Genomic DNA, 13,001 nt, shown 5'->3' on the forward strand with positions numbered 1-13,001 from the left:
GGGTGGCGCCGTCCTGGAGTCCGGACTCCGGTCCCATCTCGGCCAGCAATGCCCGGTGGGCGTCGTCGAGCGGCAGCGCGGCCAGATGCTTGAGTATGACGCTGACGCGCACGCCCTCGTTGGAGATCCAGTCGATGGCGTCGTCGCCGTCCCCCTCCTGCCAGATCTGCCCGTCGCGCCGCAGGACCCGGCCCTGGTCGTCGGTCCTGGGCACGCCACTGTGATGGAGCGCCGTCACCTCCCACTGGTCGTTGAACACCGGGGAGCCGGAATTGCCGGGTTCGGTATCGGTTTGGTACTGGAGGAAGTCGTCCAGTCGTGCCTCCAGCCGGTTCTCGCGGATGGAGATCTCCTTCAGCCGGCCGCTGGGATGGCCGATGATGTTGACCGGCTCTCCGATGACGAGCTTGCCCGTCTGCGCGCTGAGCCTGTTCCAGCCGAACGTCTCCCCCAGGCTCTGGCCGTCGGGGCCGGGGCTCACCAGGACCAGGGCGAAGTCGAGATCGTGGTCGGCGACGAAGAACGTGTCCGGGGCGAGGGTGAACCGCCTGGCGAGGTCAGGGACGTTGTCGATGGTGACCTGGGCGTCGAACTCCACGAAGACGGAGGATGCCGCCGTGGCGTCGGGCAGCACGTGGTGATTGGTCAGCAGCAGCCTCGGTGAGACCAGAAAGCCGGTGCCGATCGGGAATTCGCGGCCGTTCTCGCTGACCGAGATCCGGGCGACGGTCCTGGCGGCCCGCACGCCGCGCGGCAGGAAGCTCCACGCCTGCAGGTCCTTGGCCACCCCGAGGATGCGCTCGTACATCCTTGGCCGGTCCAGCCGGTCGGCTCGGGTGGCCTCCATCACCGCCTCGACCGGGACCCCGTTGCGCTGCATGAGGCGGGCGGTGCGGGCGGCGAGCATCTCCGGCGAGTCGGGGAACGCCTCACCCTGCTCGCGCCTCCGCCCTGCCTCGTCACGATCGGTGCCGCTCCAGCGATACCGCTCGGCGGCGGCATTCAGATGCTCGACCCTATTTTCCCGGACTTCTGTCGATATATCCATAGCGGTCCGCCGTTCCGAGTTCCAACGACTCCACTAAAACGTCCACTAAAACAGGCATATCACGCTAAATGTGCACGTGGCGGTGGGGTGACGTCCAGGGGTCGGTGGGTTAATTGACCGCTTACTAACTTTCTTGCGACATTAACTGATATATCTTGACCGTTCCAATTCCGGGTCGGCCACGACGCCTTGTCGGTGGCGCCGAGTAGGGTTCCTGGCATGGCGATCGACTACGCCCGCCCCGGGCCCTTCACCACGCTGGACACCGACCAGTTATTCCTGGCCGCCGGCCTGCCGTCCGACCCGGTGGAGATCTGTCGGGCCGTGGGCGGGCTCGTCCTCCATCCGTACGAGGCCGCCGCGCAGCCGCTGCCCGAGGAGCGCACGGCGGAGCAGAACCTGCGTCCCGCGAGTGCCATCGTCCGGGCGCTCACCCGGCTCGACCCGGCGCCGCTGGACACCCCGCGCCCGGCGCACCTGCGGGTGGTGGGCACCTGCCGTCACTTCGCCACGCTGAGCTGCGCGCTGCTCCGTCTGCGCGGCATCCCGGCCAGGGCGCGCTGCGGGTTCGCCACCTACTTCGTCCCGGGCAGGAGCGTGGACCACTGGATCACCGAATACCGGCGCGCCGACGAGCGGCGGTGGGTCCGCGTCGACAGCCAGATCCTCGGCGGAGACCAGGTCGCGCGGCCCCAGGACCTGGCGGAGGGAGAGTTCCTGACGGGCGGCGAGGCCTGGACCCGCTACCGGGAGGGCGCGGTGGATCCGGACACGTTCGGGGTCTCCGGCACGACCGACGCGTGGGGAGTGGCCGAGATCCGCGGCAACGCCATCCGCGATCTGGCCGCGCTGCGGAAGATGGAGACGCTGCCGTGGGACGAATGGGGCCGGATGGCCGCCTCCTACGAGGGCACCACCGGCCCCGACTACGACCTGCTGATCGACGAGGTCGCGGCGACCTGCGCGGCGGCCGCCCCGGACGCCGTCGACCGGCTCTACCACAGCGCCGACCTGCGGGTTCCCGACGAGCTCGTGCCGTAAATGATCTAGGCTGGTTGACCCCTGAGCCACGACCGGAGCTTTCCTCGCCGACGATTCCCCCGTGCGGGCGGGTGTCTCCGGAGCCCTGCGGGTGGCGATGGAGGACATGGGCTGGACCGGGGGCTCGGCGTACGCCCGGCGGGCTGATCGGGTCCGTTTTATTGCTGTATGTCGGGTAGGGGCGGCACGCAGGAGGGAGACCGACATGTGTCTGAGCTGTGGTTGCGGAGAGCCCAACAACGATCACGGTAACTCGGCCAACATCACCGCGCAGGATATGCAGAACGCCGCCCAGGCGGCGGACATCAGCCCGCAGCAGGCCGCCGAGAACATCCAGTCCGGCGTAGGAACCGGGTAGACCGGCCCTCGTGGCTCAGCACGTTCGCCACGTCGATGCGCTGAGCCACGCTTGATCAGGTGAAGTCGGCCGGGCCGCTCCAGTCGACCAGCGCCGCACCGTAGTTGAGTCCCGAGCCGAACGCGACCAGCACGGCGCGCTGCCCGGACCGCAACCGGCCGGTGTCCATCGCCTCGCGCAGCACCAGCGGCAGCGAGGCGCCGGAGGTGTTGCCGATCCGCTCGATGTTGGTCAGGGTTTTGCTCAGGGGCACGCCCAGGGTGTCCAGCACGCCGTGCACGAGCCGCAGGTTCGCCTGGTGCAACGCGAAGAAGTCGATGTCCGCGATCTCCAGGCCCTGGTCGCGTACGAACGACTCGATGAACTTCGGCAGGGGGCCCAGCACGAAGTCGCGGATTTCGCCGCCTTCCATCGTGGTGAAGTTCTGGCCGAAGGCGGAGGTCTTGGGCCTGCCGTCCGCGCCGGCGCGGGCCTCCCGCGCCACGTAGGCCGACCAGTACCCGGCCGGCTCGCTGCGCAGTGTCACCCGGCTGATGCCGCGGCCGGCCTGGGTCCGCTCCAGCAGGTAGCACGCCGCGGCGTCACCGAAGATCACCCCGACCGTCCGGTCCTCCGGGTCGAACAGCTTCGAGCTGACGTCGGTGAGCACGACCGCCACGCGCGCGTACTCGCCGGACTGCACGTAGCGGCGCCCGACGTCGAGCGCGAACACCGCCCCCGGGCAGCCGCCGGAGTTGACGTCGAAGCCGGCGCCGCCGTCCACGCCCGCCTTCCGCATGATCGCCACAGCGGTGCTCGGCAGCATGAGGTCCGGCGTGTACGTGCCGCAGATCACCAGATCCACCTGGTCAGGGGTGATGCCGGTCTGGCCGCAGGCGTCGGTCAGCGCGTACGCCCCCAGGTCCGATGACCACTCGTCGGAGGCCGCCACCCGGCGGGTCTCGATGCCGATGCGCTCGGAGATCCATTCGCTCGTGGTGGGCAACCGCGCGGCGAGTTCGTCGTTCGTCACCACGCGTTCGGGGACGTACCGGCCGATCGCCCGGATCCCCACGCCGAACGGCGCGTCGCTCATTCGAGACCCCCCTTTCTGGGCGCTGACGCGCGCCGGTCACGTGGCCTTCACGGTCGCCGGGAGGTAGTCGTACCAGCGGATGGCATAGCGGTTCAGCCTCGTGGGCTCGCCCGCGAGCGTGAGGTCAGGCAGCCCGCGCATGACCGCCGGGAGGGCGATCTGCGCCTCCAGCCGGGCCAGCGGGGAGCCGAGGCAGAAGTGCGGGCCCACGCTGAACGAGATCGGCTGGTTGCCCGGCCGGTCGGGCCTGAAGTCGTGGGGCGCGTCGAAGCGCCGCGGGTCGCGGTTCGCCGCGCCCAGCAGGATCAGCAGTTCGGCCTCCGGCGGCAGCGTCACGTCTCCGACCCGCATCGTGGTGGTCGTCCGGCGCACGGTGAACTGTGCGGGGGCGTCCCAGCGCAGCAACTCCTCCACGTACGGCTGCGCGAACTCTTCGTCCGCGCGCAGCCGCGTCGCGTGCTCCGGCCGGCGGAGCAGCTGCAGCAACCCGTTGGCCAGCAGGTACGTCGTCGAGTCCAGCGCGGCGGCCATCATCCCCACCAGGTTGACCAGCACCTCGTCCGCGGTGAGAGCGGCCTCGTCGCGGTCGTGCGCGCCGACGAGCGCGCTCGTCAGGTCGTCCGCGGGCGCCCTGCGCCGGTCGGCGATGAGGTCGAGGATGTACGCCTCCATCTCCCGCGTCGACCGCTGCCCCAGCTCGGCCTCCTCCGGCGGCGGGAACGCCTCCAGCACGATCAGCATGTCCCCGACCCGGTCCTCGAACCAGCGGTAGTCCGCCGGTGGCACGCCGAGGATGTCGCACATGATCCGTACCGGCAGGGGCAGGGCGAACTCCCTCACCAGGTTGACGATCCCGTCATCGGCGCACCTTTCGACCAGGTCGTCGGTCAGCCGCTCGGAACGCTCCTGGATGAGGTCGCGCATGCCCGCTACCCTGCGGGCACTGAACCAGCTCGCGAGCAGGGGCCGGACCCGCGTGTGGTCCGGCGGGTCGGTGAACAGCAGCGTCTTGGTCAGCAGCGTCGACGCCCGGTTCGTCCGCCAGGCCCGCCAGTTGCGGTCGAGGCGCGCTTCGTTCACCACGGACGTGGACGCGTCACGCAGGATCTGGTCGGCCGCCTCGTAGCCGACCACGAGGAACATGCTGTCGGTCACCTGCACGATCTGGCCGTGCTCGTGCAGCGCCTGGTACCCGGGATAGGGATCCTCGATCCCGTTGGGGCCCATGATCCAGGCCAGGGCGGACTCCACGTCCATCCAGGATCACCTCCTTGTCGTCGTTCGCGCCTTCAGGTTTCCGAGCCCGTGGGGACCGCGGGCAGCCGGGTGCCGGGGGTGAGGTCGGCGGCCCGCAGGACGATGTCCGCCGCCCGTCCGACGCCACCGGCCTGTCTGAGCCGATCGCCCCAGTGCCGGCTGCGCCGCCGGTAGGAGTCGTCGGACAGCAGCCGGAGCAGTTTGGTGGCCACCTCGGCCGCGCAGAAACCGGGCGGCCGGTCCAGGGACAGCCCGACACCGGCGTCCACGGCGCGGGCGGCCAGGTCGTAGCAGTCCAGCCAGAACGGCATGACCAGCATGGGCCGCCCGCAGTAGACGCTCTCGTGGAAGATGTTGTTGCCGCCGTGGCAGACCACGGCCCGCACGTGCGGGTGGGTCAGCACCCCGAAGTGCGCAGGCACCCACTCGATCGTGCGGACGTTGGCCGGCAGTTCGGCAGGCAGCAATGCCCGCTGCGCGGCGGGCAGCTTCCACAGCACCTGGTTGCGCGGCCCGATCCGGCCCAGCGCCTCGGCGAGCTCCCGCAACTGGGCGGCCGACAGCTTGATCAAGGTGCCCATGTTGACGTACACGACGGACTCGTGCCGGTCCAGCCAGTCACTCAGTTCGCCGGCCTCCGCCGCCTCCTGCGGGGGGATCACGGCACCCACCATGTGCAGGTGCGCGGGAGCGGCGAAGGGGTACTCCAGCCCGAAGATCGAGTAGTTGAGCACCGCCACCGCGTCGCGGCTGTGCCCTTCCGGGTCGGCGAAGACGTTGGCGAGGCCGTACGCCCGCCGCTCCCTGGCCAGCGTGAGGTCGGCGCAGCGCAGCATCGCCGCCTGGAACCGGAGCCGGAACGCGACGTTGGCGAGCCATCGGCCCCCGCTCAGCCGGCGCGGCAGGCCGGACGTCGGGGTCGGGTAGCTCCACGGCAGCCGGCCGAGGTACACCCCGCTCGCCGGGAAGGCGATGCTCAGGACGTACGGCACCCGGCGCACGCAGGCCGCGTCGATCGCGCCGACGTTCAGGTTGTCGATCACCATCAGGCTCGGGCGGAGCCGGTCGATCTGCTCCAGGGTGCGCTGGAAGAACGTGCGCAACACCGCCCGATCCCGCACCACGCGCGCCAGCGCGACCGTGCCGGCGGTGGTCCGCGGGCCCCGGGTCATGGCGCCGTACATCGTGCCGCCGACCGTGACCATTTTCGCGCCGTACGAATGGAACGCGATCGGGCTGCCCACGCCCGCTCCGTCCACCAGAGGCCGGGCGTCCTCCTCGGAGGCGAAATGCAGGTCGGGAACATTTCGCCGGGACATTTCCCCGGCGATGGAGAGAATCGGATTGAGCAGGCCGGAGTGCGCTGCGGCGGCGAAAAGAATGGCTCGTCGATCTGATGTCATACGCATTCCTGAGTCGGCCGCCGGAAGTCCGGGCAAGACTCGCCTGACGTGGACGAAGGCCGGTCGCGCGCGCCTCGAGGAAACAGGCTCGCCGAGCGCCGCTCGACGCCTGATGGAGGGCGGATCGAGGGCGATTGACGCGCTGAGCGCGGACGGCGAACACTCGGCAGCCGGGACCGCGAAGGGGGCGGTCGGACTTCCAGAGGAAGTGCCAGTGTCGGAATCAGATTCGGCGCTTCCCGGTTTTTACTCCCGGGAATTCGTCAGTAACCCGTACGCCGCGTACGACTATCTGCGCCGGACCGGGCCCGTCCGGCGGATCCACCGGGCCGGCGTGCCCGTCTGGCTCGTCACCAGCTACGACGAGGTTCGCCTGGTCCTCACCGACCAGCGCTTCGTCAAGGAGCCCGCGCGCTGGCCCGTGCCGATCGAGGAGGCCGACCCCGGGCTGGGCGGTCTGCGGCACTTCGTCGGAAAGCACCTGCTGTACGCGGACCCGCCGCACCACACCCGGCTGCGCCGGCTGGTGTCGAAGGCGTTCACGCCGCGCAGGGTGACGGAGTTCGAGCCGATGATCAGGACCGTGGTGGACGAGCTGCTCAAGCAGTTCGACGAACGGGACGAGATCGACCTCGTCGGGTGGTTCGCGGTGCCCATCGGGACCACGGTGATCTGCGAGATGCTGGGCATCCCCGCGGCCGAGCGCAAGGACTTCAGGCGGTGGTCGCTCCCGCTGGTCTCCGACGACGAGTCCGCCCGGTCAAGCGCGGAGCTCGCGGCCGGTCGGCGGGTCGCGCTCGCCCAGCTGAGCGACTATCTCGGCGCGCTGATCCGGCAGAAACGCGCCCGGCCCACCCCTGACCTGCTGAGCGCGCTGATCGAGGCCCGCGACGGCGACGGGCGGCTGAGCGAGACGGAGCTCGTCGCGATGGCGCTGCTGCTGCTGATCGCCGGGCACGAGACCACCGTCAACCTCATCGGGAACGCGATGCTGGCCCTGCTCACCCACCCGGACCAGGCCGAGCTGCTGCGCGGGCGGCCGGACCTGATCCCGGGCGCGATCGAGGAACTGGTCCGCTACGAGGGCTCGGTCATGATCTGCAGCCTGCGGGTCACCGGCGAGCCCGTCGAGCTCGGCGGGGTGCGTATCCCGGAGGGGGAGCTCGTCATGGCCGTGGTGGCCGCGGCGGATCGCGACCCCGCCCGCTTCGCCGACCCGCAGCGGCTCGACGTCACCCGGCCGTCCAACCCTCATCTGGGGTTCGGCGCGGGCGTCCACTACTGCGTCGGGGCGCCCCTGGCGCGGCTGCAGAGCCGGATCGCCATCGGCGAACTGCTGCGCCGCTATCCCCGGATGGAGCTGGCCGTGCCCCGGCACGAGCTGTCCTGGCATCCCAGCATCTCGCTGCGCGGTCTGCACACCCTGCCGGTGGCGCCGCACGGGCTCGGACGGGCCGCGGCGGGGCCGGCGGTCGTGGGAGGTGCCCGTGGGCGCTGACACGCCGGCCGGGCCGGTTCCGCTGCTGCGACAGCACGTCCGCCAGATGCCCGACGCCACCGTCTTCGAGTACGCGACCGACCGCGCCGACCGCGCCGACCACCCGGGCCTGCCCGCCGGCGCCTCCACCGGCCGTCTTACCGGCCTGCCCGCCGGCGGGCTCGCCGACCGTCTCACGTTTGGCGAGCTCGACGCGCGTGCCATGGCGCTGTCCGCTGAGATCAGGCGGCACACCGTGGTCGGTGACCGGGTGGCGATCCTGCAGGAGTCCGGGCTGGAGTTTCCGGTCGCGTTCTTCGCCTGTCTGTACGCCGGTGTCGTCGCCGTTCCCCTCTATCCGCCCGACGCCCAGCGGGCGACCACCCGCCTGGACGCGGTGGTCAGGGACGCCGACCCGGCCCTCGTACTGACCGCTGCCCGTCACCGCCGTTCGGTGCGCGCCTGGCTGGACGGCGGCGTCGTCCGCTCGCCCCGGCTGGCGCTCATCGACGAGCCACGCTCCGCTGACGGGGAGCCCGTCACGGCACGGGGTGACGAGCCGGCGCTGCTCCAGTACACCTCCGGCTCCACGGGCGACCCCGCCGGAGTCGTCGTCACCCATGACAACCTGGTGGCCAACGTCCGCCAGATCCAGCACGCCTATGAGCTGTCCTCCGGCAGCGTCGTGGTCAACTGGCTGCCGCTGTTCCACGACATGGGCCTGCTGACCATGGTGGTGCTGCCGGCGCTGTTCGGGATCCGCTCGGTCCACCTGGCGCCCGCGACGTTCATCCGTCACCCACGCCGCTGGCTCGAACTGATCTCCCAGGAGCCGGACGCCAACGCCATGGCGCCCGACTTCGGCTACCGGCACTGTGTGCAACGGATCGCTCCAGCCCAGCGGGAGGGCCTGGACCTGCGCGGATGGCGGATCGCCGGGAGCGGCAGCGAACCCGTCCGGCCGCAGACCCTCGACCTGTTCGCCGAGGCGTTCGCCGGCCAGGGATTCGACCCGGCGGCCTTCCGGCCCAGCTACGGCCTCGCCGAGGCGACCGTCCTGGTGTCCGGCTTCCGGGCACCAGAACCGCCCCGCCGCATGCCGGTCGACCGCACGGCCCTCAGTCGCGGCGAGATCCAATCCCTCGAACCCGGGCCCGTCGTCCGGACCACTGAGCCCGGGCCCGTCGTCCCCGCCACCGAGTCCGGGCGTGTTGTCCTCGCCACCGAGTCCGGGCCCGCCATCCGCACCACCGAGTCCGGGCCTGTCGTACGGACCACTGAGTTGGGGCGTGTCATCCCGGGCACCGCGTCCGGGGCGGCGGAGGGCGGGCGTGACGTGCGGGATGCCGCGTCTGGGGCGGTGGAGGGCGGGCCTGACTTGCTCGGCAATGGAATCGGGCCGGTGGCGGGCGTGCCTGATGGGCGGGGCGTCGCCGTGCTCGTGGGGTGCGGGGTGCCGGCCGAGCAGGACGTTCAGGTGGTCGATCCGGATACCCGGAAGGTGTGCGCGCCTGGACGGGTCGGTGAGTTGTGGGTGTCCGGGCCGAACGTCACCGCAGGCTACTTCAGGCAGCCGGAACGTACCGCCGCCACGTTCGTCCACGATCTCGACGGCCGGTCCGGCCGCTGGCTGCGTACCGGAGACCTGGGGTTCCTCGACCAGGGCGAGATCTTCGTCGTGGGCCGGCTGAAGGATCTGATCATCATCGACGGACGTAACCACCATCCGGCGGATGTCGAGCAGACCGCCGAGCAGGCGCATCCGGCCATCGCCGTGGCGGGGGTCGTGGCGACGTCCGTGGACACCGCCGAGGGGGAGGCGCTCGTGCTGGTCGCCGAGGTCGACCGCCGTGCCCCCGGCTTCGCGCCGGCGGCGGTACGCACCGCGGTGCGCAGGGCCGTCGCCGATCGTCACGGCGCGTCGCCGTACGACGTCGTGCTCGTACGGCGCGGTGCGCTGCCGCGTACGACCAGCGGGAAGGTCCAGCGGCGCCGGTGCCGCGCGCTCTACCTGGACGGCGCCTTCGCGGCGGCCGATCCGGCACCCGTCGAGTCGGGGGTGGGAAACCGATGACGAACGGGGAATCGATCGCCGGCCCTGAGCCGGGTGCGGCCGTGGGGCGGCTCAGCCCGGTGGCGTTGCAGGCCTGGTTCACCGAACGGATCGCGGCCGCCGCCGGGATCGCGGCGGACGAGGTCGACCCGGAGGCGAGCTTCCGGGATCAGGGGCTTTCCTCCCGGATGCTGGTCTCGCTGCACGGGGCCCTGGAGGACAAGCTCGGCCGTACGGTGCCGCTGGCCGTCGTCTGGGAGCACGGCAGCCCGGCGCGCCTGGCGCGCTTCCTCTGCGCAGCCCCCACCCTCAACGGCTTCATGGACACCAAACGCCCCACCAGGCACGACAGTGCCCCGCAACCACCTCGCCCCCACCCGGCCCTCGCCCCGATCGCCGCCCCGGACCCCGACCTTGACTTCGACCCGATCGCCGACCAGGACGCCGGGCCGATCATCGGGCCGCTCTCCGGCCTGGACGCCGGGCGGGCCTCCGGCCTGGACACCGGGCCGATCGCCGGGTCGAACTCCGGGCTGTTCTCCGGGGCGGACGCTGAGGCGATCGCCGTTGTCGGTATCGGGTTGCGGTTGCCTGGCCGGGTGGACTCGCCGGACCGGTTCTGGCGGTTGTTGTGTGACGAGGTCGACGCCGTACGCGAGGTGCCGCAGGAGCGCTGGAGGCTGGATGCCGAGGCCGTGCGGCGGGCGGGTGCGGATCCGGCCTCATGTCGCTGGGGAGCGCTGCTGGAAAGCGTCGAGGAGTTCGACGCCGGGTTCTTCGGCATCTCACCCCGCGAGGCCGCCGCGATGGATCCGCAGCAGCGGCTGCTGCTGGAGGTCGCCTGGGAGGCGATCGACCGGGCGGCCGTGCCGCTGGATCGGTTGCGCACCGGCCGGACCGGGGTCTTCGTCGGGATCGCCAACTACGACTACGGCCGCATGCAGGACGCCGAGGGCGCCGGGATCGGCGTGTACGCCAACTCCGGCAGCGCGTTGAGCATCGCCGCGAACCGGCTGTCGTACGCCTTCGACCTGCGCGGCCCCAGCCTGTCGGTGGACACCGCCTGCTCGTCGTCGCTGGTGGCCGTACACCTGGCCGCGCAGAGCCTGCGTACCGGAGAGAGCGACGCCGCGCTCGTCGGCGGGGTGAGCCTCGCGCTGTCCCCGGTCGTCGGGCTCAACTACGGTCTCATGGGCGGGATCTCGCCGAGCGGCCGGTGCCGGGCCTTCGACGCCGACGCCGACGGCGTCGTCAGGGGCGAGGGCGTGGCCGTCGTGCTGCTGGAACGACTCTCCGACGCCGTACGGCACGGCGACCCGATCATCGCGGTGATACGCGGCAGCGCGATCAACCAGGACGGGCGTACGAACGGCCTGACCGCACCCAGCGGCGCCGCGCAGGCGGACGTCGTACGCCGTGCCTGGCGGGCGGCGGGCGTCACGGGCGCCGACGTCGCCCTGGTCGAGACCCACGGCCCCGGCACCCCGCTCGGCGATCCGATCGAGTTCGCCGCGCTCGCCGAGGTGTTCGGTGACGACGGCATCCGCTGCGCCCTTGGATCGGTGAAGACGAACATGGGACACCTGGAAGCCGCCTCCGGACTCGTCGGCCTGGTCAAGGCGGCCCTGTGCGTGCAACGCGGCAGGATTCCCGCCAACCTGCACTTCCGTCGGCCGAACCCGCGGATCCCGTTCGACGGGTCGCCGTTCTTCGTGCCCACCGCCGTGACTGACTGGCCCGCCGCCTGTTCCCGCAGGGTCGCCGGCGTCAGCAGCTTCGGCTTCGGCGGTACGAACGCGCACGTCGTGGTGGCGCACGCCGAGCCGCCGCCCGACCCCGCCGACCCGGAGCCGGTGGCCGATGGCAGGCCGCACGTCCTGGTGGCGTCGTCCCGCAACGCCGGGGCGCTCGCGGAGTCCGCGCGGCGGCTCGCGGAGGCGGTCGAGCGGGAGGCGTCGCTCGGGGACCTGTGCTTCACCGCGGCGCGCCGCCGTACCCACCTGGAGCACCGCGTCGGGGTGGTCGGACGCGACCGGGACGAACTGGCTGCCGGCCTGCGCGCCTTCGCCGACGGCGCCCGGCCGTCCGGGGTGCGGGCCGGGCTGGCCCGCGGCGTCGCCCCGATGGTGGCCTGGTGCTTCGCCGGGTACGCCGGAGACCCGGGAGCCGCCGGCCGAGCGCTGTTCGCCGTCCCCGGCCCGTTCCGCGACACCATCGAACAGGTCGCGCCACTGATCGCCGACGAAGCCGGCTTCGACATCCGCGCCATCCTGCGGGACCGCCCGGACGCGCCCCAACACGGGGCCGGCGTCTCGGGGGGACGTCTGACCGCGATCCAGGATGGGGCGGATGTCCCGGGGGGACGTCTGGACGCGTCCGAGGACCGGGCGGACGTGCTGTTGCCGACCGCCTTTGCCGTGCAGATCGCGCTGGCTGCCTGGTGGCGGGCCGGTGGTGTCACGCCCGACGCCGTCGTGGGGCACAGCGCGGGTGAGGTCGCGGCCGCGTACGTCGTGGGTGCGCTGGACCTGCCGGACGCCGTACGAGTGATCTGCCGGCGGGCCCGCCTGTTGCAGACCCTGACCGGCAGCGGCGCCATGATGTCGGTGGAGTTGCCGTACGAGCGCGCACTACGGGAGTCGGCCGATTGGGGCCTCGCGGTCGCCGTCGACGCGGCACCCGGTCAGGTCGTCGTCTCCGGGACGGCGGATGCGCTGACCGCCCTGACCGAACGTTACGAGGCCGAGGGGATCCGCTGCCGCCGCCTCACCACTCGGGTGCCAGGCCACTCGGAGTTCGTCGAACCCGTCCTCGCCGAGCTGGGGGAGCAGCTGACCGATATCGCACCACGTACGCCGACCATCCCGTTCGTGTCCACCGTGGACGCCGGCGCGTGGAACCCGGTCGTCGACGCGGCCTACTGGGTGCGCAACCTGCGACAGACCGTACGCTTCCGGCCTGCGATCGAGGACTTGGCCGAGCGCGGGTTCGGCGTCTTCCTGGAGATCAGCGCGCATCCGGTGCTGACGTACTCGATCGATCGTACGCTGCCCTCGGGCGGGGTTGCGCGTCCCGCCGTCCTGTCCTCCGTCCGGCGCGACGACCCACCGTGGGAGTCGCTGTTCGCCACCCTGACCGAGCTGCACTGCCGTGGCATCCCGGTGGACTGGTCGGCCCGCTACCCCCAGGGCGAGATCGTCCCACTGCCGCCGTACCCCTGGCAGCACCGCCCATATTGGTTCACCCCACAAAAACCCCACCCCACCACCGCACCCACACTTCCCCCCAC

9 protein-coding genes are annotated in these 13,001 nt (G+C 71.6%); 5 read left to right on the plus strand and 4 right to left on the minus strand.

What is annotated here, in order from left to right; all coding sequences use genetic code 11:
• A partial coding sequence (locus tag ITP53_RS48155; RefSeq protein ID WP_195902189.1) for a trypsin-like serine peptidase occupies positions 1 to 1,048 on the minus strand: 1,048 nt, incomplete at its 3' end.
• 219 nt (positions 1,049 to 1,267) lie between these two features.
• On the opposite strand from ITP53_RS48155, the gene ITP53_RS48160 reads away from it, so the two are divergent.
• On the plus strand, positions 1,268 to 2,089 hold the full coding sequence (locus tag ITP53_RS48160) for a transglutaminase-like domain-containing protein (RefSeq protein WP_195902190.1): 822 nt from the start codon (positions 1,268 to 1,270) through the stop codon (positions 2,087 to 2,089).
• A 205-nt stretch (positions 2,090 to 2,294) separates the two neighbouring features.
• Positions 2,295 to 2,447, plus strand: coding sequence for a hypothetical protein (locus ITP53_RS48165; RefSeq protein WP_195902191.1), 153 nt, complete (start codon positions 2,295 to 2,297; stop codon positions 2,445 to 2,447).
• A 55-nt stretch (positions 2,448 to 2,502) separates the two neighbouring features.
• Here ITP53_RS48165 and ITP53_RS48170 read toward each other — a convergent pair whose 3' ends face one another.
• Genes ITP53_RS48170 through ITP53_RS48180 form a run of 3 tightly spaced genes read right to left on the minus strand, consistent with a single transcriptional unit; the run spans position 2,503 to position 6,182 of the window.
• On the minus strand, positions 2,503 to 3,522 hold the full coding sequence (locus ITP53_RS48170; RefSeq protein WP_195902192.1) for a 3-oxoacyl-ACP synthase III family protein: 1,020 nt from the start codon (positions 3,520 to 3,522) through the stop codon (positions 2,503 to 2,505).
• 36 nt (positions 3,523 to 3,558) lie between these two features.
• On the minus strand, positions 3,559 to 4,779 hold the full coding sequence (locus ITP53_RS48175; RefSeq protein WP_195902193.1) for a cytochrome P450: 1,221 nt from the start codon (positions 4,777 to 4,779) through the stop codon (positions 3,559 to 3,561).
• 32 nt (positions 4,780 to 4,811) lie between these two features.
• Positions 4,812 to 6,182 carry a glycosyltransferase gene (locus tag ITP53_RS48180; protein WP_195902194.1) on the minus strand — a complete coding sequence of 457 codons (1,371 nt, stop codon included), beginning with the start codon at positions 6,180 to 6,182 and terminating at the stop codon, positions 4,812 to 4,814.
• A 214-nt stretch (positions 6,183 to 6,396) separates the two neighbouring features.
• On the opposite strand from ITP53_RS48180, the gene ITP53_RS48185 reads away from it, so the two are divergent.
• From ITP53_RS48185 to ITP53_RS48195, 3 genes are all read left to right on the plus strand, one after another.
• Positions 6,397 to 7,680 (plus strand): cytochrome P450 family protein, encoded by a 1,284-nt coding sequence (locus ITP53_RS48185; RefSeq protein ID WP_207757481.1) that lies wholly within the window; start codon positions 6,397 to 6,399, stop codon positions 7,678 to 7,680.
• A complete protein-coding gene (locus tag ITP53_RS48190; RefSeq protein ID WP_195902196.1) occupies positions 7,670 to 9,733 on the plus strand; it encodes a fatty acyl-AMP ligase in 2,064 nt (687 codons plus the stop codon). Before ITP53_RS48185 ends, ITP53_RS48190 begins: the two co-directional genes overlap by 11 nt.
• Positions 9,730 to 13,001, plus strand: a 3,272-nt coding sequence (locus ITP53_RS48195; RefSeq protein WP_195902197.1) for a type I polyketide synthase, incomplete at its 3' end; no start/stop codon positions are given. The genes ITP53_RS48190 and ITP53_RS48195, both read left to right, overlap by 4 nt.

The sequence above is a fragment of the Nonomuraea cypriaca genome, assembly GCF_015645445.1.
In the GTDB taxonomy this organism is placed as follows: domain Bacteria; phylum Actinomycetota; class Actinomycetes; order Streptosporangiales; family Streptosporangiaceae; genus Nonomuraea; species Nonomuraea cypriaca.